A 19,574-nucleotide genomic window follows, 5' to 3' on the forward strand; every position below is an offset into this window, starting at 1 on the left:
CAATAGAACGTTGAGACGCGATATTGCCAGCTACCGGGTACTTTGTCTCGCTCATATTGTTGCTGCCAGGACAGCGGCCGATCGGGCCGCGTTATGGAGTAACGGTCATGAGAAAGGTTCTCGGTGTTTTCAGCGCTCCCCGCCAGCATTGGGTCGGCGATGGCTTTCCGGTCCGCTCGCTGTTTTCGCACGCCAGCCACGGCGACCATGTCAGCCCGTTTCTGCTGCTGGATTATGCGGGCCCGGCCGATTTCACCCCGGCGGAGCGGCCGCGCGGCGTCGGCGTCCATCCGCATCGCGGTTTCGAGACCGTCACCATCGTCTATCAGGGCGAGGTCGAGCACCGCGATTCCACCGGCAACGGCGGGCCGATCGGGCCTGGGGACGTGCAATGGATGACGGCGGCTTCGGGCATCCTGCACGAGGAGTTCCACTCCCGCGCCTTCACGAAGAAGGGCGGCGCGATGGAGATGGTGCAACTCTGGGTCAACTTGCCGGCCAGGGACAAGAACGCCGAGCCGGGCTATCAGACCCTGCTCAACGCGGACATTCCCTCGGTCGATCTGCCGGACGGCGCGGGCAGGTTGCGGGTGATCGCGGGCGAGTTCGACGGCCGCAAGGGGCCGGCGAAAACCTTCACGCCGGTCGGCATCTACGACGTGAAGCTCAATCGCGACGGCGTTGCGACGCTCAACCCGCCGGAGGGGCACACCGTCGCGGTGGTGGTGCTGAAGGGCACCGTACTGGTTGGCGGCAGCGAGATTGCCCGTGGGGCGCAGTTCGCGCTGCTCGACCGCGATGGCGGCGAGGTGACCATCGAGGCCAATGGTGACGCCTCGGTGCTGATCCTGTCCGGCGAGCCGATCGACGAGCCGGTGGTGATGCGCGGTCCCTTCGTCATGAACACGGAGGGCGAAATCCGCCAGGCCATGATCGATTTCCAGAGCGGTCGTTTCGGCACTCTGGAGCCGGTCGGGGCTGACGCCTGACCAACACCTCTGCGGGAGGCGGTACGCCGCCTTCCGCTTTCTTTCGTCTACTCTCAATCCGGGGAGGCCTGTCTCGCCACCCGCCACGCGCAATACGCTGGTTTGTGGTTCACGCCGCTGCGTTCGGGAATCCACAGAGCATTTTCTGGCTAGCCTGAAGAAAATGCTCTCGATCAAAAACGCGCGCGTATTCTGATCGCAAAACCGGTATCCACTTTTGCGGAATACGCGCTAGCCCTTGAACTGCTCGCGCAGCGCCGCTTTCAGGATCTTCCCGGTGGCGGTGTGGGGGATGCTGTCGACGAACGCGACGTCGTCAGGCATCCACCATTTGGCTATCTTGCCGTCCATGAAATCGAGAATCTCCTCGCGCGTCACGCTCTCACCCTGCTTGACGTGCACGATCAGGAGCGGGCGCTCGCCCCATTTCGGATGGGGCACGCCGATCACGGCGGCTTCCGCCACCTTGGGATGGCCAACCGCGAGGTTCTCCAGATCGATCGACGAAATCCATTCGCCTCCCGACTTGATCACATCCTTCGATCGATCCGTGATCCGCAGGTAGCCGTAGCTGTCAAGGGTGGCGACGTCGCCGGTGTCGAAGAAGCCGTCCTCGTCAAGGATGTTGTCATCGACGCGATAGTAGGCTGCGGAGATCGCGGGGCCCCGCACCTTGAGCCGGCCGGGGGTGTCGCCGTCCCACGGCAGTTCTTTGCCGGCGTCGTCGGTGAGCTTCATTTCGACCATGAACGGCGCGTATCCCTGCATCTGCAGCCGATCGAGCTTGGCGTCTCCCTTGAGGTGGCCGAACGCGCCTTGCAACGCTCCGACGGTGCCGCGCGGCGACATCTCCGTCATGCCCCATGCGTGGCGAACCTCGATGCCCATGTCGTCGAACGCCTTGATGATCGAGCGCGGCATCGCCGATCCGCCGCAGATCACGACCTTGAGGTCCGGCAGCTCGAGGTTGTCTGTCTCCATATGCTGCAGCAGCATCAGCCAGACGGTGGGGACGCCCGCCGCGAACGTGACCTTCTCGCTCGACAGCAGGTCGTACACTGATGCGCCGTCGAGCCTGGCGCCGGGCATGACCAGCTTGGTGCCCATCGACGGCGCGGAGAACGCGGTTCCCCAACTGTTGGCATGGAATAGCGGCACCACCGGCAGGAGAGTATCCTTCGATCCCGCGCCCAGCGCGTCAGCGCTGTTGACGATCATCGAATGCAGCACATTGGAGCGGTGCGAATACACCACGCCCTTCGGATCGCCCGTGGTTCCCGATGTGTAGCACATCGCCGCCGCGGTATTCTCATCAAAGGTTTTCCAGGCAAAGTCGCCGTCGGCCTCCGCGATCCAGTCTTCGTACGCGACCGCATTTTTCAGCGAGGTCCGCGGCATGTGAGCCCCGTCGGTGAGAACGACATAGCGCTCCACGCTCGGCAACCTGGAAGCGATCTTTTCCAGAATCGGGACGAAAGTGATATCGGTCATCACGATGCGATCGGTCGCATGATTGATGATCCAGGCGATCTGGTCCGGAAACAAGCGGGGATTGACGGTATGGCAGACCGCGCCAATACCCATGATGCCATACCAGGCTTCGAGATGACGCCAGGTGTTCCATGCGAGGGTGGCGACGCGGTCTCCCAGCCTGATGCCCTGGCGATCGAGTCGTTGCGCGAGTTTCAGCGCGCGGCCGCGAATCCCGGCGTAGCTGGTGCGATGAATCGGACCTTCGACCGATCGCGTGACAACCTCGCGCCCGGCGTGAACCCGTGCCGCGTGATCGATGATCCGATGGCACAGCAGGGGCCAGTCTTGCATCAAGCCGAGCATTCGAGCGTTCCTCTTGTCCGCGCCCCGGATGATCCTTGTCCCGCGGGAGCGTCATGAAATTTACCGCGCGGCTCGCACACCGCAAACCGCAGGTTGGCGCGACCGGCCGCGACCGATGGGTCGTGGCGGCGATCGCGATGCTGTTTATGCCAGCGACGGTATTGGCTGAAAGCAGGACGCCGTTGCCGCAATCTCGCCCGGCCGTCGGCCCGGCCTCCGACGGTGGCGACAGCAAGCATGCGGTGGCGCCGGCGACTCCTTCCGCCTGCCGTCTGGCGCTGACCGATGCGGTGGCCATCGCTCCGAGCATTCCAGCGATCACCGGGCCCGGCGCGTGCGGCGGCGCCGATCTGGTGCGGCTCGAGGCCGTCGTGCTGCCGGATCGGACGCGCGTTCCGGTCAAGCCGGCGGCCACGCTGCGCTGCACGATGGCTTCCGCGATCGCGGACTGGGTTCGCGCCGATATCGCACCGCTGGCGGAAAGGCTCGGAAGCCGCGTCAGCGAACTCGACAATTTCGATTCGTTCGAGTGCAGGGGGCGCAATCGGGTTGCCGGGGCGAAGCTGTCCCAGCATGGGCTCGCCAATGCGCTGGACGTTCGTTCAGTCAGGCTTTCCAACGGCCGGACGGTTACCCTGACCGACCGCAACGTCTCTCGTGAACTGCGCGAAACGCTGCTGAACTCGGTCTGTGCGCGGTTTACGACCGTCCTTGGGCCGGGTTCGGACGGCTACCACGAGGATCATATTCATCTCGACCTGGCCGAACGCCGTAACGGCTACCGGATATGTCAATGGAAGATCGACGATCCGATGCCCAGGTCCGCACCGTTGCTTCCGCCCGAGCGCCCGGCGGAAGCCTCGCGGCGCGAACCGGAGAACGAAAAGGATAAGGTGCCGGAAGGGGTCTCGGGGCGGGCGGCTGCGGCTGGCGCTGCTTCCTCGGTTACGAATGTTTCGTCTGCGCTCCCGGCTGCCGTGCCGATCCCGCAAAAGCGCCCCTTCTCCGGCAAGGTCGCGGAGGATGCGAAGCCGCCGCCCTCCACTTCGAGACCATCGACGAGGCTTTCAGCTACCCGTTCGGCGAAGCGCAAGCACAAGCCGCGCCTCGACCTGCCGCCGTTCCTCAGACCCCTGTTCAACTGATCGTCAGCGAGAGCGGCTCGGGTTCATCCTCCGCCTTCGTCAGTTCGTGCTTCCGCTACCGCCCCACGATGCCATCCTGGCGCTGCGTCGCGGCTCAAGCACGACCACCATCGTTCCGACCTTGACGCGGTCATAGAGATCGATGGCGTCCTCGTTGGTCATGCGGATGCAGCCCGAGGAGATCGAGGTGCCGATATACTCCGGCTGGTTGGTTCCGTGGATGCGGAACAACGTGTCCTTGTTGCCCTGATAAAGATACAGCGCCCGCGCTCCAAGGGGGTTATCCGGTCCGCCCGCCACACGTGACGGCAGCCCCCCCATCCGCTTGTGAATGTCAGCCGTTGGAATCCAGTCCGGCCACTCGCGCTTGTTGCCGACCCTCGCGATGCCGGAGAACGCCAGGGCTTCCTCGCCAACGGTGACGCCGTAACGGATCGCCTTGCCGTTATCGAGCACGTAATAGAGGTAATGGTTGTCGGAATCGACCAGGATCGAGCCCGGCGCTTCCTTACGGTGGTAATCGACGATCGCGCGGCGGAACGAGGCGGCAACCGGCGTCCTCGCATAGGAGGCCTTGGATAACAGCTCCTTGTCGCGCGGTTTGAAACTGCTGGTGTCGGCGGACTGGTATTGAGTGGCCATGCAGCCCGACAGCATCAGGCCCGCGACCAAAATCCCGAGCTGCTTGATTCGAAGAAACGACATGTTGTTTTCCAAATGCCCACTGAAATCCGGACGGAGCTAAGATTCTTCTGAGCGTATTATTGTCGAATTTCCTTCGAATTCCAGTGCCCAGAAGCCTCTGTCCTTACGTGGGGCTGTGGCTGTGGTATTTTTACCGCAAATACCGATCCGCAATCGTGGCGGCGCGGACGAAAGAACGGGCACATTCGGCCTTCAAATGGAGAAAGCGGTTGGGGGGCCGGCTCCCGAACGCCGTGCTTGCGACATCACTTGCCACAAGTTTCCTCGTAAAATTTGAGTGTTCGCCTGAACGCTTTCCAAGAAAGATTGCTGCCATAACCCGAGTGTGAAATCTCGGGAGTTACAATGGTTGAGAAAGTCGTAACGGAGGATCGCAACGTCCTCGATTTTCGCAGCTATCAACGGTTGCGCAGATTCAGCGCGGACAATGCGGTCGCGCATGGTTCGTCTGCTTCCATGCGCACCTGCCGGCATTGCGGTGCTGCGTTGCTCGACGGCGAGGACGACGACGATTGCTCCAGCGCGGGTCTTGCCGCGCCGGCATTGCGAGCGCCGCCACGAAGGTCTTGCGCGGAGTGAATTGCGTTGTCGGCGAGCGCTCTCTCCTGCTTGCGGGCCGGAACGGTCAGGGCTCGTTCTATAGCGTTTTCGAGCGAAGTGGAATCCGGTTCGCGTGAAGAAAACGCGTCAAATCAATATCCTAGAGCTTCGCTTCTGATTCAATCAGAAGCGAAGCTCTAGGAGTGTTGAAAGACGCGACTCCGATTCCACTACACGTGCTGGCCGCCGTTGATGTGGATCTCCGCGCCGTTGACGTATGAACTGGTCTCCGTGCACAGCACGTAGACGATTTTTGAGACCTCGTCCGGTGTACCGAGGCGGCGCAGCGGAATCTGGCGCTGCACGATTTTCTCGGTGCCCGGCGACAGGATCGAGGTGTCGATCTCGCCCGGCGCGATGGCGTTGACGCGCACCCCGATGCGGCCGAAGTCCGCCGCCATCTCGCGGGTCAGCGAGGCCAGCGCCGCCTTCGAGGTCGCATAGGCCGCGCCGGCGAACGGATGCACGCGCGAGCCGGCGATCGAGGTGACGTTCACGATGGAGCCCCTGGCGGCCTTGAGCTCGCCGATCAGCCCGCGCGCCAGCATGATCGGCGCCATGAAGTTGACGCGAAATACCTTTTCCCAGGTATCCATGTCGGTGTTCAGCGAGCCCAGCCGCGCGCCTCCCTCGCCCTTTGGCGAGATCGCGGCATTGTTGACCAGCGCGTGCAGCTTGCCGCCCTCAAGGCGCGAGCGGATTTCCTGGATCGCCTCCATCGTGTTTTCGGGATCGGACAGATCGACCTGGATGTGATCCTCCGGGCCGGCGTCCCACGGACATTGCTCGGGGAAGGGGTGCCGGGAACAGGTGATGACGCGCCAGCCGGCGCTGGAAAACCGGATCACGGTGGCGTGGCCGATGCCGCGACTTGCGCCCGTGAGCAGCAGCGTGCGGCGGGGCGCATGGGGGTCGGCCACCGCCGCCATCTCGGTTCGCGGGTTTGCCTTGTCGGGGGTCATGGATACAGCCTTGTCTTGGTCCACGGCGCGTCGAGCGCGGAGCGGCGGAATTCGATGCGGTCGTGCAGGCGGAAGGGACGGTCGTGCCAGAATTCGAACTGCAAGGGCGTGATCCGCCAGCCGCTCCAGCCCGGCGGCCGGGGCACGGCGCCAGCGGCGTATTTTTCAGCCTCCTTCGCGATGGCCTGCTCGAACGCGAGGCGGCTTTCGAGCGGCCGCGACTGCCTGCTGGCCCAGGCGCCGATCTGGGCCTGCCTTGGGCGGGTGGCGAAATAGGCGTCGGCCTCCGCATCGGTAACGGGCGTCACCGGGCCGCGCACGCGCACCTGCCGGCGTAGCGACTTCCAGTGAAACAGAAGCGCCGCTTTCGGGTTTGCTGCGAGTTCGTGGCCCTTGGCGCTGGCGATGTGGCTGTAGAATACGAAGCCCCTCGCATCGAAGCCTTTCATCAGCACCATGCGCAGATCGGGCAGGCCGTCGGCATCCGCGGTCGCGAGCGCCATGGCGTCGGGATCGTTGGGTTCTGTTGCGATGGCTTCCGCGAGCCACGCCTCGAAAAGGGCAAAAGGCTCCCGGGCTTCCGTGAAATCACCGGACGTTAACTGGCTTGTGTGTTTGATGTCCGTGGTGTCGTTCATAAGGGGTCCACAGGTTGCGCCGGTCTGCCGTCGAGAGTCCGTTGCGGTCCTTATACAGCGCAAACCTGTATAGGGCACGTCCGCGCGTTGGCCTATCCGCGATCAGACCTTTTGCCGCCATCGTGGCGGTGATTATGATCGGGGCGACGACCGGCGGCTGCAGCGTGTCGCGCAATCATGCGGCTTTCGCGCAGATGGAAGATGGCGAGGCCACCGGATCGATCGCCGCGCGGGCACATGCAGGTCCGACGGATACCGATCTCGCTTTCGCGCGCACGGCCGCCTCCGACGTGCTGACCAGAGGGAACAAGGATGCGAGCCAGCCGTGGGAAAACCCCTCGACAGGCGCGCGGGGCTCGGTAACGCCGCTGGCGCAGGCTTATACCGCCGAGGGACGCACCTGCCGGGATTTTTTAGCGAGTTATGTTAACGAAAACTCCGAAAGCTGGCTGCAGGGCGCAGCTTGCAAGGCCCGCGGCGGTCAATGGGAAATCCGGTCCCTTAAGCCCTTGCGAAGCTGATGCGGAATGTCCGCTACGAATAGCTGACGACCTCGTTGCAAAAATGCCACGGATACCCCAAATGATGGGCGCGTGGGTCCGGGGGCCCATTGTCCAGATTCCTGATTGTCCAGATTCCTGAAGGAGACGTTACGGATGCGCGACCCCTATGAGATCCTGGGGGTGCAGCGGGGTGCCAGCGCCGCCGCCATCAAAAGTGCCTTTCGCAAGCTCGCGAAAAAGCACCATCCCGATGCCAACAAGAACGACCCCAAGGCGGCCGAGCGGTTCGCGGAGTTGAATTCCGCCAACGAGATCCTGGGCGACGAGGTCAGACGCAGGCAATTCGACCGCGGCGAGATCGACGCGGACGGCAAGCCGCGCTTCCAGGGTTTTCCGGGCGGCGGCGGTCCGCGTGGCCAGCGGCCCGGCGGCGGCTTCGAGCAACACGGCTTCCGCGGCGGCGGCCCGGGTTTTGACGGCGGGTTCGAGGATATCCTCAACAGCATGTTCGGCGGCGCGCGGGGTGGACGCCGGCCGGGCGCGCAGGCGTACGACTTCGAGTCCAGCACGTTCGGCACGCCTGATCTCGACCTCAATGTCGCCATGACGGTCTCGCTTGAGGAGTCGGTCGGGGGCGGCGAGAAACGCATCCGCCTGCCCAGCGGCAAGGAACTCAATGTCAGGATTCCGCCCGGCGTCACGTCGGGCCAGCAGATCCGGCTGAGAGGGCAGGGCGACGCCGTGCCCGGACATCGTCCCGGCGATCTCCTGATCACGGTGACGGTCGCGCCGCATCCGTTCTTCAAGGCCGACGGCGGCGACCTGCGCGCCGAACTGCCGATCACGCTCTATGAGGCGGTGCTGGGTGGCAAGATACGGGTGCCGACGCTCGGCGGCGCGGTTGAACTGTCGATCCCGAAGAATACGTCGGGAGGCCGGACCTTCCGTCTCAAGGGCAAGGGTATCCCGAAGGGCGGGGTCTCCGGCGATCTGTTCGTGACGACGCGGATCGTCCTGCCGGATGGCAACGATGCCGAGCTTGAAGCGCTCATGGAGAAGTGGCGCGACGCGCGCTCCTACAACCCCCGTCGCGATCTCGGTTAGCGCGCTTGCGCCGGCGAACCTTGACCACGCGACGGGCTCGCCGGGATATCCATCCCGCTGTCGCGCAACCGGGCTTGAAGATGCCCGGCCAGCTTGGAGCCTTCTCCCCGACTTGCCATGTTAGTCGCGTCGGTCGAGCATGTTAGTCGCGTCGGTCGAGAGTGGCTTTTTTTGAGGCCGGCCGGTCCTATTGCAGCTGCCGGCGGCCCCCGGCGCGCTTTTCAGCGCGCTTGAGTTCGTTTGAACCGATTACGGCCTGCATCTCCTCGTAAAGTTCAAGTTTCGCCATTTCGAGAAGCAGTTTCACCAGGCCGAGATCGAGTTGCTGGGACATTTCCCAGGCGTCATCGATCAATTTCTCAACAGCCACATATCTTTCGAGATGTATTAACATTGTCGTATCGCTCCACGCGAGTATTGGCGATGAAAAGATGATTGCTGGTGATCGAAACGGCCGAACTTCCGGTACGAAACGGCCTGAATCTTTTGGCTGGAGTCTGTTTCAACTGCGTTGAATCAGACTCGTCGCTTATCATTTTGTTTGAGCATGATCTTTTCCGAAAACCGGTTTCCGCTTCTCGGGATCATGCCCTACGCACGAAGCCGCTGATCGGCTTCAGGTTGCGCGACAATGGCCGGGACGATATTGCCGCGCACTTCCTGAAGTTTTTTCAGCGTGCGTCGATCGAACGCGGCGGTGACGGCGATGATCGAGTCTTTTCCGATCTGCTGCGGCAATCCGAGGGGCGTCACGCGGAAATTCAACTGCACCAGACGAAGCAGCCACAACGGGTTCATCTCGATGATGATCTTCTGGACGCCGCTCGCCAGGCCCCATTCGACGATAGCGGACAAAAGCAGGTTGCCGACCGGACTCAGAATCCGTCCGCGGTCGCGATGTTGTCGCGTCACGCAGTAGCGCGTCCATTCCCAGATATGCGGTCCTACGGGGAAATCGCCTTCGCACAAGTGCGGAAGCACTTCCGTGAGCAGGTGCGGACGCATCGATGGCAACATTCGTTGATAGCCAAGGACGCGATCTTCTTCGACATAGAGCATGTGAAGTGCGCGCCCGTCGTCGAACTGGTCGATCTCCCGGCCGTCAGGCTTGCGCAGATCTGTCCAACCCATTTCGTCGACAAAGACATTGTGACGCAATCGATAAGCCTGCTCCATCTCGTATTGATAGGAACCGATATTCTCAGCCGTTACGATGTGAATCATCTGAAATTCTCCGCCTGTAACCTCGTCGAGTTAGGACGAAGCAGAGGCGGCGAACAAGTACGCGAATCCGTACCTTGACCTATCGGATAAGATTGTGTCTGAGCGCAATGGCGACGGTCTGGGTTCGGTTCGTCGCGTTGAGCTTGGCGCGAAGCTGACGTGCGATCTTGTCGACCAGATGTTCTGAAACCTTCAGAATAACACCGATCTCCCAATCACTTTTTCCCTCCGCCATCCATTGCAGGATATCCATTTCCCGTGGCGTGAGGTTCACCGGGGCAGATTTGTATTTTTGCGCGAGGGCTCGCGCGAACGCGTACATCGCGATCAGTTGAAGCTGACCCCGGAGTACGGAAGGGACTTCAGCCCGCTCGCTTGCGAGGGAAAAGCCGGCGGTCTGACCATTGAGAGTAATCATCGGAACGGTGAAACCGCACCCCAGATTGAACTCGCGCGCTTCTCCCATGACGCGTGTCGGCGCGGGCGTGTTTCGATAGGTGGGCTCCAGCTCGGACCATAGAAATGGTTCGGTGGAGGCGTTGACCCTCTGGATGGTGGGATCGTCGAAGAGATAGCCTTTGGTGAAATAGCGCTCGCTCCACGCCTTCGGCCACCGTTGCAGGACAACATTCGAGATTTGCTGCTCTGCGGTCATCCCTGGAAGCGGAATGATTCCAGCAAGGACGTGAGAAAAGCCAAGGGGTCGCGCCACATCAACGACGGCATCGGCTATTTGCGCCGGGGTTGAGGCCCGGTCGACCCTTGCGATGAAAGTCAGGGTGTCGTCCAGCGTCCGTCGCGACATTGTAACCCCCTGCTGTACTGCCCGCATGGCAACTTGGGTGTTTCCTAGAAATTCCCTAGACTCTTCATCAGCTTGGCGATCCGTTTGCCCTGAACCTGGTGTACATCCCGGTTGTGATTTCGCAACGCGGAAAATTGCTCACAGATCGCTCACTCACAGATCGCTCAATCGCGTGATCCGACCATGGTAGGATGAAACGATGTTTGAGTCAGTCCGTAGTTCCGCTATTCAGCCGGGAAAGATCAGGGCGACATTGAAGCCTTTTTGAGCGAAGTTTTCGAGACTCCGGAAGGTCGCCGTTCATTTTAGTATGGGAAACCACGAATGGGTAGGGATATCGTGGCGGACCCGTGATTTCGAAACGCGTGCCGCGGAAGATCACCCGCCTCGCGGGTCGCGGGCGGAGGGATCGGCCGGTGAGCGGTTCATCGCTCGCTGTATTCCGTTGAACCGAATAGTGTATATGTCGGCCATCTTTGTCTGCCCATCAACCATCGCCGTCATGTCCGGCCTGGCGTTGCGGGTGTTCCCGGCCTCTCAGCATTGCAAGGCGAGAACGGGAATGACCCCGTCGATACCAGCCCGTCATCGGTCCGACCGCCCTTGAATATGCCCACCATCTATTACGTCCGTCACGGCAAGACCGAATGGAACGCCCTTGGCCGTTTTCAGGGCTTGCAGGACATTCCGCTCAATGATCTCGGCCGCGCCGAGGCGGTGAAGGCGGGAGATATTCTGCGCAGGCTGCTGGCGCGCGAGGGACGCGATCCCCTTGGGCTGGGTTTCGTCACGAGCCCGCTTGTCCGCGCGCGCGGCACCATGGAATTGATGCGCGGCGCACTGAATCTGCCGCCTCATGACTATTCCGTCGACGACCGCTTGCGCGAGGTCGGCTACGGGCATTGGGAAGGTCTGACCCTGGCGGAAATGAAGGCCGCCAATCCCGATGTCTTTGCCGCGCGCGAGGCGGACAAATGGAGCGTGGCGCCGCCCGGCGGCGAGAGCTATGCCTCAGCCACCGCGCGGCTGCGCGACTGGTATCGTTCGCTGAGAACCTCCACCGTCGCGGTCGCGCATAGCGGAACGGCGCGGGCGCTGATGGTCGTGCTCGGCCTTCAGACCGCGCGGGAAGCCGCCAGCCTGCGCATCGAGCAGGGTGCGGTGTATGTGCTCGGCGAGGATGGACTGGCCAGGCATCGTTAAGCAGAACCCGCGGTTTCCCGTCCTGGCGGCTCCAAACCCCGAGGTGGGCAAAGCGGGGCCAAATCGCCAGCCGGAATGTTGCGATTTTCGCAACATGCCGCTACGAGATTACCAATGTCCCACAACACCTTCGGTCATCTGTTCCGTGTCACGACCTTTGGCGAGAGCCACGGGCTGGCGATCGGCTGCGTGGTCGATGGCTGTCCTCCGATGCTGCCGCTCACGGCAGAGGAAATCCAGCGCGACCTCGATCGCCGCCGTCCCGGTCAGTCGCGTTTCACGACGCAGCGGCAGGAGCCGGACGCGGTCAGGATCCTGTCTGGAGTCATGCCGCATCCCGGCACGGGCGAGCAGGTGACAACGGGCGCGCCGATCGGGCTGCTGATCGAGAATACCGATCAGCGCTCGAAGGACTACTCCGACATCAAGGACAAGTTTCGGCCCGGTCATGCCGACTTCACCTATGAGGCGAAGTACGGCATCCGCGACTATCGCGGGGGCGGGCGCTCCTCGGCGCGCGAGACCGCGATGCGGGTCGCGGCCGGCGCCATCGCGCGCAAGGTTGTCTCCGGCATGACGGTGCGGGGCGCGCTGGTTCAGATGGGGCCGCACAGGATCGACCGTGACAAATGGGATTGGGACGAGATCGCGAGGAATCCGTTCTTCTGTCCGGACAGGGACAAGGCCGCGTTCTTCGAGAACTATCTTGACGGCATCCGCAAAGGCGGCTCGTCGATCGGCGCCGTGATCGAGGTGGTGGCGGAAGGGGTACCCGCGGGACTCGGCGCGCCGATCTACGCCAAGCTCGACGGCGATCTGGCCGCGGCGCTGATGAGCATCAACGCGGTCAAGGGCGTGGAGATCGGCGCGGGCTTTGGAGCCGCCGCGCTGACCGGTGAGGAGAACGCCGACGAGATGCGCAGTTCTTCGTCCGATAGGGGCAACCACGGCCCGGTGTTCACCTCCAACCATGCCGGCGGCATTCTCGGCGGCATATCCACCGGCCAGCCCATCGTGGCGCGGTTCGCGGTGAAGCCGACCTCGTCGATCCTGTCGCCGCGCAAGACCGTCGATCGCAACGGCGCGGAAACGGACATCTTCACCAGGGGACGCCACGATCCCTGCGTCGGCATCCGCGCGGTGCCGGTGGGAGAGGCCATGGTTGCCTGCGTTCTGGCGGACCATGTCCTGCGACACCGAGGGCAGGTCGGCGCGACATAGAGCATCATCGCTTCTGATTCAATCAGAAGCGGGGCTCTATGGTATTGATTTGACGCGTTTTCTTCACGCGAACCGGATTCCATCCTCGGGTCAAGCCCGAGGACATGCTTCGCTCGAAAACGCTCTAGAGTCTGTTTCAACTGCGTTGAATCAGACTCGCCGCTTATCCTTTTGTTTGAGCATGATCTTCTCCGAAAACCGGTTTCCACTTTTCGGGATCATGCTCTAAGTCTCTGACTACTCTTCGGGCTCGGTGGTGAACAGCAGCGGAAAGCCGGCGGCTCGTCCGGCATCGGTGGCGCGGGTTGCCTTGGTCTCCGCGATGTCCTTGGCGAAGACGCCCACCACGCAGGAGCCGAGGCGGTGAGCGGTGATCATCACCTTGTGCGCCTGGCCATCCGTCATGTTGAATTCGGTCATCAACACCGCCACTACGAATTCGCGCGGCGTGAAGTCGTCATTGTGGAGGATGACCTTGTACAGGCGCGGCCGTTCGATTTTGGTTTCGGCCTTTGCTCGCGGCTTGATGGCGATGTCGCTCATGTCGGCTGCCCCTGGAGCATGCTTGAATCATCTGATGCGTTTCTGTGGGCGAGCAGATCATTCATCCTCAGGATCAAGCCCGAGGACATGCTTCGCTCGGGAACGATATGGGTTTTTCGAGGCTGAACCTTAACGTCCGCGTACGAATTTCGCGACCAGTTCGATGTGCGGCGAATGCCGGAACTGGTCGACCGGCGTTACGGCCTCCAGACTATAGCCGCCGTCGATGAGAATGCGTGCGTCACGCGCGAACGTCGCCGCGCTGCACGATACCGCGACGACGACGGGAATCCTGCTGGCGGCGAGGTGTTTGCTTTGGACTTCCGCGCCTTGCCGGGGCGGATCGAATATGGCTGCGTCGATGTCGCGCAGTTCCTGCGCCACCAGCGGGCGGCGGAACAGGTCGCGGATCTCGGCCTTGATCGGCTTCAGCCCGGAGGCTGTGTCAGCGGCCTTTTGCAGCGCCGTCACCGCCGCAGCATTGCTGTCGAAGGCCGCGATCCGCGCCCGGGCCGCGAGCCGCAGCGCGAACGGGCCGACGCCGCAGAACAGGTCGGCGATATGTTTGGCCTTGCCGCAATGCGCGGCGACCAGCGCCGCCAGCGTTTCCTCGCCCGCAACGGTCGCTTGCAGGAACGAACCCGGCGGCAGGACAAGCCGGGCCGCGCCGATCTCGATCATGGGAGCCGCGCGGATCAGCACCAGTTCGCCGTGGCGGGTCAGCCGCGCCAGCCGATGCGCCTCCGCGACATGCGATAGCGTTGCGATCAACGCGGGCGGCAGTTGCCCGGAACCGCGAACGTCGACATCAAGGCCATTGCGGGTTGCGGTCACCTGGATATCGAGCGGCTTGTTCGCAGGCTTCAGCGCCACGGCCAGTTCGCGCGCGGCGTCGATCGCGCCTTGAAGGGCGGGGTCGAGCACCGGGCAGGCGTCGATCGTCACGATGGCATGGCTGTTCGGCGCGGCGAAGCCCACGCGCGGCTTGCCGCCGTCACTGCGGGCATGAAGGGTGATCCGCCTGCGGCCGGCGCCATGAGCGTCGATGAGTTCGCCCACGTCACAATCGATGCGGGCCTGCGCCAGCGTGTCGATCACGATCCGCCGCTTCCAGGCGCGGTAGGCCTCCGGCCGCCAGTGTTGGATCGCACAGCCCCCGCACGCGCCAAAGTGAGAACAGAACGGAGCGATCCGGTCCGGGCTCGCCGCTTCGATGCGCAGGAGGCGCGCGCGGCCGGCGTGGCCGTCGAGCGGTTTGATCTCTACGGTTTCTCCGCCCAGTGCATAGGGGACATGGACGTTGCCGCTATCGGTCAGGGCGACGCCATCGCCACGATGGCCGACGTGATCGATGGTCAGGCGTTTCGCGCCGCCGATTTGAAGACCCTGCCTAGCCACGGCGGGCGCCGAGGAAAAATTCGATGTTGCCGTCGCCGCCCGGGATCGGGGACGGGAAAATCTCGATATGGCCGCATCCCAGGGCCGCCGCGAAGTTTGCAATATCGTCGCACACCGCCCGATGCACCGCCGCGTCGCGGACGATGCCTTTTCTGGTCGCGGCGCGCGGCGCCTCGAACTGCGGCTTGATCAACGCCAGCAGGTGCATCGGCGCCGCCGCCAGCGCCAGCGCCGCCGGCAGGATGGCTTTCAGCGAAATGAAGCTTGCATCCATCACCACCACGTCCGGCCGTTGCGGCAGCCTTTTGCCCTCCAGCGAGCGGATATCGGTGGACTCCATCGACACCACCCGCGGATGGCCGCGCAGGCTCGGATGCAGCTGATCGCGGCCGACATCGACGGCGAACACCAGCGCCGCGCCCTCGCTCAGCAGCACCTCGGTGAAACCGCCGGTCGAGGCGCCGACATCAAGGCAGACATGGTTCTCGATTTCGATCGGATACGCCGCGAGCGCGCCGGCCAGCTTCACGCCCCCGCGCGATACGTAGGGGTGCGCGGGTTGCGCCTCGATCGCGGCATTGACCCCGAGCGTCTCGGAAACCTTTGTCACCGGCTTTCCGTCGGCGGTCACGAACCCGGCCTGGATCGCGGCTTGAGCCCGCGCCCTGCTCTCGAACAGGCCGCGCTCGACCAGCAGGATGTCGGCGCGCTTGCGGGCGCGGGGCTCGGTCGTGTCGCGCTTCGCCATGGTGGTCTCAAAATGGTGATCTCAAAGCCCTGGAGCATTATCGCTTCTGATTGAATCAGAAGCGAAGCTCTATGATATTGTTCTGACGCGTTTTCTTCACGCGAACCGGTGTCCGCTTCGCTCGAAAACGCTATAAGGCCAGCCGGAACCGCTCCGATGCGCTCGGCGCAAAACTGACAGGAAGCCGGCTTTGTCGCGCGCCCGCAATGATGGCGAGCGCATCAGGTGACGCTCAGGCCAGCTTGACGGTCTCGGTGTTGACGTCCTTGCCCAGCGCCTCGAATACCTTGGCGACGATGCCCTTGGCGTCGAGCCCGGAGCGGGCGTACATCGCGGCCGGGTTGTCGTGGTCGAGAAACTCGTCCGGCAGGATCATCGAACGCACGCGCAAAAGACCGCTGTCCAGCGCGCCATTATCCGTCAGCGTTTGCAACACATGCGAGCCGAAGCCGCCGATCGAGCCTTCCTCGATCGTGATCAGAACATCGTGGTCGCGAGCGAGCTTCAAAACCAGATCGACGTCGAGCGGCTTCATGAAGCGGGCGTCGGCGACGGTGGTGGAGAGGCCATGCGCGCCTAGCTCGTCGGCCGCCTTTTCGCATTCGGCGAGGCGGGTGCCGAAGGATAGCAGCGCGATCTTGCTGCCCTGACGGACGATGCGGCCCTTGCCTATGGGAAGCGGAACGCCGACCTCCGGCATTTCGATGCCGCGGCCTTCGCCGCGGGGATAGCGCACCGCGCTCGGGCGGTCGTTGATGGCGACCTGCGTCGCCACCATGTGCACCAGTTCGGCTTCATCGGCCGCCGCCATGATGACCATGTTCGGCAGGCAGCCGAGAAAAGCGTTGTCGAACGAGCCGGCATGTGTCGCGCCGTCGGCGCCGACGAGGCCGGCGCGGTCGATGGCGAAGCGCACCGGGAGCGACTGGATCGCCACGTCGTGCACCACCTGATCGTAACCACGCTGCAGGAATGTCGAATAGATCGCGCAGAACGGCTTGTAGCCCTCGGTGGCGAGGCCGGCTGCGAAGGTCACCGCATGCTGCTCGGCGATGCCGACATCGAAGGTGCGTTCCGGGAACGCGTTGTTGAAGATGTCGACGCCGGTGCCGGACGGCATCGCCGCGGTGATGGCGACGATCTTGTCGTCCTTCTCGGCTTCCTTGACCAGGCTCGCGCCGAACACGTTCTGATAGGAGGGCGCGTTGGGCTTGGATTTGGACTGCGCGCCGGTCGAGATGTCGAACTTGACCACCGCGTGATATTTGTCGGCGGCGGCCTCGGCGGGCGGATAGCCTTTGCCTTTCTGGGTCACGACGTGAACCAGGATCGGGCCGTTCTCCATGTCGCGGACGTTCTTCAGCACCGGCAGCAGGTGGTCGAGGTTGTGGCCGTCGATCGGGCCGACATAATAGAAGCCGAGTTCCTCGAACAGCGTGCCGCTGTTGGTCATGAAGCCGCGTGAATATTCCTCGACGCGCTCGGCGCGGTCGGCGATCATTTTCGGCAGGTGCTTGCCGAGTTGCTTGGCGGCTTCGCGCAGCGAGCGGTAGGTCTTGCCGGAGTAGAGCCGCGACAGATAGGCGGACATCGCGCCGACCGGCGGCGCGATCGACATGTCGTTGTCATTGAGAATGACGATCAGCCGCGAATTCATGGCGCCGGCGTTGTTCATCGCCTCATACGCCATGCCCGCGGACATCGCGCCATCGCCGATCACGGCGATGACGTTGTTGTCGCCGCCGGAGAGGTCGCGCGCCACCGCCATGCCGAGGCTGGCCGAGATCGAGGTCGAGGAATGCGCGGCGCCGAACGGGTCGTAGTCGCTTTCGGTGCGCTTGGTGAATCCGGACAGGCCGCCGCCGGTGCGCAGCGTGCGGATGCGGTCGCGCCGGCCGGTCAGGATCTTGTGCGGATAGGCCTGATGGCCGACGTCCCAGATCAGCCGGTCGCGCGGGGTATCGAAGATGTAGTGGATGGCCGTGGTCAGCTCGACCACGCCGAGACCGGCACCGAAATGCCCCCCCGTCACCGACACCGCGTCGATGGTCTCAAGGCGCAACTCGTCCGCCACCTGCCGGACCTGCTCCACCTTGAGCTTGCGCAGGTCGGCGGGCGTGCGGATAGTGTCAAGAAGAGGGGTGCTGCTGAAATCGGTCACTGCGACATTTCCAATTTTACTTGCTCGGAAGCGGCGAACGCACGCTGGCATCGTTACACAGCAGACGTTCAAGAGCCGTGAAAGCTCCCGAACTGAGAAGCTTGAATCCGAAGTTTAACGGAGGCTCCGGCGGAGAATTGTGATATAGGTCACTATCTATCGGATCTGGTCGTCCAATCATTTTTGCAAGCTGCTTGAAGCGCTTGCTCCGCTTGTGCACCGGCCAGCCGGGCCGGCTGGCATTGTTTCGAAAGCATTTACACCAAACCCGCCGCCAAAGCCAACGGGCAGCCTCCTGTTGAGTAGGGGAGACTCTGCGGCGGGTTCAAGAGTTCCTGAATTCGGGCTGTGGGAATATAACTCTGGAATATCAACGTGGCCTGGGAGGGCCACTGGGCCAGGCAGCCTTCCGAGTCGTCATAACTACAAAAAAGATAATCTATTCAAAGGGTTTTTATCACTCGACCAGCGCGCGGTCTCACTGCACGTCGAGCGGCTCGGTGCCGGTAACCTGGCCGGACGCGTCGGTGGTAATTTTCTCCACCCTGGCTTCCGCCCGGCGCAGCAGTTCCTCGCAGCGCCGTTTCAGCGCTTCTCCGCGCTCATAGATCGCGACCGATTCCTCGAGCGCGACCTTGCCGTCCTCCAGGCGCTTGACGATCGATTCGAGTTCCTCGATCGCGAGTTCGAAGGACAAAGTCTTCACGTCAGCGGGGGCATTTTCGGCCATCTGGTTTTTCCGGCTCGGCTGTTCGGGCGGATACTTGCTTGGGCGGATCATGAAATTTCGCTGGACTATCGCGGCACGCGTGTCACGCGTCCATCAGGGCGGCGACATGCGCGGCCACCGACTCCCCCAGAGCCTTCAGATCATAACCGCCTTCGAGCACCGAGACAATTCGGCCGCCCGCGGTCGCGTCCGCGATATCCATCACCTTGCGGGTCACCCATTCGAAGTCGCTCGCGGCGAGATTGAGAGTAGCCAGCGGATCGCGGCTATGCGCGTCGAACCCCGCGGAGATGATGAGCAGTTCGGGCGCGAATTTTCTGAGCCGGGGAAGGATGAGGTTCTCGAACGCGGCGCGAAACCTGGCTCCGCCGTCGCCGGACGCCAGCGGCGCATTGACGATGGTGTCGTGATCGCCGCGTTCGCTGCTGGCCCCGCTGCCGGGAAACAACGGCATCTGGTGCGTCGAGCAGTACATGACCGATCTGTCGGCCCAGAAAATATCCTGCGTGCCGTTGCCGTGATGCACGTCGAAATCCACCACCGCCACGCGGTCGATCCCATGCTTGCGCTGGGCGTGCCGCGCCGCGATCGCGGCCTGATCGAAAAGGCAGAAGCCCATCGCCCTGCCGGTCTCGGCATGATGTCCGGGCGGGCGTGTGGCGACGAAAGCGTTACTTGCATGGCCGGCGATGACGGCTTCGGTCGCCGCGATCGCGCCGCCGACGCCGCGCATTGCCGCCTCCCAGGTTCCGGGCGACATCGATGTGTCGCTGTCGAGATAAACCAGACCATTCTCCGGCGACAGATGCCGGAGTTCTGCGATATAATGCTCGTTGTGGCAGAGGGCGACTGAATCCAGTGATCCTTCGGGGGCTTCGCCGCGCGCCAGATCCCTGAAGTGATCCGCGGTCAGCACCTCATCGATGGCGCGGATCCGATCCGGCCGCTCCGGGTGACCGGGCGGCGTCAGATGATCGAAACTGGCGGCATGCGTGAGAACCAGCGTGGTCATGCGGTGTCCTGGCCGCCGTGCAGGCATCGCACGGCAGCGAAAGTCAA

20 protein-coding genes are annotated in these 19,574 nt (G+C 63.0%); 7 read left to right on the forward strand and 13 right to left on the reverse strand.

Annotation, left to right across the window (positions count from 1 at the left end; all coding sequences use genetic code 11):
* Nucleotides 1-107: 107 nt before the first annotated feature.
* The gene (locus tag ACMYR2_RS03985) at nt 108-989 is read left to right on the forward strand and encodes a pirin family protein (RefSeq protein ID WP_347263608.1); all 882 of its coding nucleotides are present in this window, start codon (nt 108-110) and stop codon (nt 987-989) included.
* 231 nt (nt 990-1,220) lie between these two features.
* Here ACMYR2_RS03985 and ACMYR2_RS03990 read toward each other — a convergent pair whose 3' ends face one another.
* On the reverse strand, nt 1,221-2,825 hold the full coding sequence (locus ACMYR2_RS03990) for a fatty-acid--CoA ligase (RefSeq protein ID WP_347263609.1): 1,605 nt from the start codon (nt 2,823-2,825) through the stop codon (nt 1,221-1,223).
* 53 nt (nt 2,826-2,878) lie between these two features.
* On the opposite strand from ACMYR2_RS03990, the gene ACMYR2_RS03995 reads away from it, so the two are divergent.
* On the forward strand, nt 2,879-3,970 hold the full coding sequence (locus ACMYR2_RS03995) for an extensin family protein (protein ID WP_347263610.1): 1,092 nt from the start codon (nt 2,879-2,881) through the stop codon (nt 3,968-3,970).
* 39 nt (nt 3,971-4,009) lie between these two features.
* On the opposite strand, the gene ACMYR2_RS04000 is transcribed toward ACMYR2_RS03995, so the two are convergent.
* Entirely contained in the window at nt 4,010-4,675 is a 666-nt protein-coding gene (locus ACMYR2_RS04000; RefSeq protein ID WP_347263611.1) for a L,D-transpeptidase, read from the reverse strand.
* Nucleotides 4,676-5,020: 345 nt separating this feature from the next.
* On the opposite strand from ACMYR2_RS04000, the gene ACMYR2_RS04005 reads away from it, so the two are divergent.
* On the forward strand, nt 5,021-5,254 hold the full coding sequence (locus tag ACMYR2_RS04005; RefSeq protein ID WP_347263612.1) for a hypothetical protein: 234 nt from the start codon (nt 5,021-5,023) through the stop codon (nt 5,252-5,254).
* A gap of 191 nt (nt 5,255-5,445) precedes the next feature.
* On the opposite strand, the gene ACMYR2_RS04010 is transcribed toward ACMYR2_RS04005, so the two are convergent.
* Both ACMYR2_RS04010 and pdxH read right to left on the reverse strand, forming a co-directional pair.
* Entirely contained in the window at nt 5,446-6,237 is a 792-nt protein-coding gene (locus tag ACMYR2_RS04010) for an SDR family oxidoreductase (protein ID WP_347263613.1), read from the reverse strand.
* Entirely contained in the window at nt 6,234-6,875 is a 642-nt protein-coding gene (gene pdxH, locus ACMYR2_RS04015) for a pyridoxamine 5'-phosphate oxidase (RefSeq protein ID WP_347263614.1), read from the reverse strand. The genes ACMYR2_RS04010 and pdxH overlap by 4 nt, the downstream gene beginning before the upstream one ends.
* A gap of 122 nt (nt 6,876-6,997) precedes the next feature.
* Between pdxH and ACMYR2_RS04020 the strand changes: the two genes are divergently transcribed.
* Complete coding sequence (locus tag ACMYR2_RS04020; RefSeq protein ID WP_347263615.1) at nt 6,998-7,396, forward strand: RT0821/Lpp0805 family surface protein; 399 nt, start codon at nt 6,998-7,000, stop codon at nt 7,394-7,396.
* A gap of 135 nt (nt 7,397-7,531) precedes the next feature.
* The gene (locus ACMYR2_RS04025) at nt 7,532-8,482 is read left to right on the forward strand and encodes a DnaJ C-terminal domain-containing protein (RefSeq protein ID WP_416193714.1); all 951 of its coding nucleotides are present in this window, start codon (nt 7,532-7,534) and stop codon (nt 8,480-8,482) included.
* A 187-nt stretch (nt 8,483-8,669) separates the two neighbouring features.
* Here ACMYR2_RS04025 and ACMYR2_RS04030 read toward each other — a convergent pair whose 3' ends face one another.
* From ACMYR2_RS04030 to ACMYR2_RS04040, 3 genes are all read right to left on the reverse strand, one after another.
* Complete coding sequence (locus ACMYR2_RS04030) at nt 8,670-8,837, reverse strand: hypothetical protein (protein ID WP_416193715.1); 168 nt, start codon at nt 8,835-8,837, stop codon at nt 8,670-8,672.
* A gap of 236 nt (nt 8,838-9,073) precedes the next feature.
* Nucleotides 9,074-9,706, reverse strand: a complete 633-nt coding sequence (locus ACMYR2_RS04035) for an acyl-homoserine-lactone synthase (RefSeq protein ID WP_347263618.1) — start codon at nt 9,704-9,706, stop codon at nt 9,074-9,076.
* Nucleotides 9,707-9,785: 79 nt separating this feature from the next.
* The gene (locus ACMYR2_RS04040; protein ID WP_347263619.1) at nt 9,786-10,511 is read right to left on the reverse strand and encodes a helix-turn-helix transcriptional regulator; all 726 of its coding nucleotides are present in this window, start codon (nt 10,509-10,511) and stop codon (nt 9,786-9,788) included.
* A gap of 609 nt (nt 10,512-11,120) precedes the next feature.
* On the opposite strand from ACMYR2_RS04040, the gene ACMYR2_RS04045 reads away from it, so the two are divergent.
* Nucleotides 11,121-11,714, forward strand: coding sequence for a histidine phosphatase family protein (locus tag ACMYR2_RS04045; protein ID WP_416194055.1), 594 nt, complete (start codon nt 11,121-11,123; stop codon nt 11,712-11,714).
* 114 nt (nt 11,715-11,828) lie between these two features.
* On the forward strand, nt 11,829-12,935 hold the full coding sequence (aroC, locus tag ACMYR2_RS04050; protein ID WP_347263621.1) for a chorismate synthase: 1,107 nt from the start codon (nt 11,829-11,831) through the stop codon (nt 12,933-12,935).
* 237 nt (nt 12,936-13,172) lie between these two features.
* On the opposite strand, the gene clpS is transcribed toward aroC, so the two are convergent.
* From clpS to ACMYR2_RS04080, 6 genes are all read right to left on the reverse strand, one after another.
* Nucleotides 13,173-13,478, reverse strand: a complete 306-nt coding sequence (gene clpS / locus ACMYR2_RS04055; RefSeq protein ID WP_347263622.1) for an ATP-dependent Clp protease adapter ClpS — start codon at nt 13,476-13,478, stop codon at nt 13,173-13,175.
* A gap of 129 nt (nt 13,479-13,607) precedes the next feature.
* Nucleotides 13,608-14,876, reverse strand: coding sequence for an RNA methyltransferase (locus tag ACMYR2_RS04060; protein ID WP_347263623.1), 1,269 nt, complete (start codon nt 14,874-14,876; stop codon nt 13,608-13,610).
* Nucleotides 14,869-15,624 (reverse strand): TlyA family RNA methyltransferase, encoded by a 756-nt coding sequence (locus ACMYR2_RS04065; RefSeq protein ID WP_347263624.1) that lies wholly within the window; start codon nt 15,622-15,624, stop codon nt 14,869-14,871. Before ACMYR2_RS04065 ends, ACMYR2_RS04060 begins: the two co-directional genes overlap by 8 nt.
* 232 nt (nt 15,625-15,856) lie before the next feature.
* On the reverse strand, nt 15,857-17,785 hold the full coding sequence (gene dxs / locus ACMYR2_RS04070) for a 1-deoxy-D-xylulose-5-phosphate synthase (protein ID WP_416193716.1): 1,929 nt from the start codon (nt 17,783-17,785) through the stop codon (nt 15,857-15,859).
* Between the two features lie 478 nt (nt 17,786-18,263).
* A complete protein-coding gene (locus tag ACMYR2_RS04075; protein WP_347265266.1) occupies nt 18,264-18,515 on the reverse strand; it encodes an exodeoxyribonuclease VII small subunit in 252 nt (83 codons plus the stop codon).
* Between the two features lie 82 nt (nt 18,516-18,597).
* Entirely contained in the window at nt 18,598-19,527 is a 930-nt protein-coding gene (locus ACMYR2_RS04080) for a histone deacetylase family protein (protein ID WP_347265267.1), read from the reverse strand.
* Nucleotides 19,528-19,574 lie beyond the last annotated feature (47 nt).

The organism is Nitrobacter sp. TKz-YC01 (genome assembly GCF_047824785.1).
Taxonomy (GTDB): domain Bacteria; phylum Pseudomonadota; class Alphaproteobacteria; order Rhizobiales; family Xanthobacteraceae; genus Nitrobacter.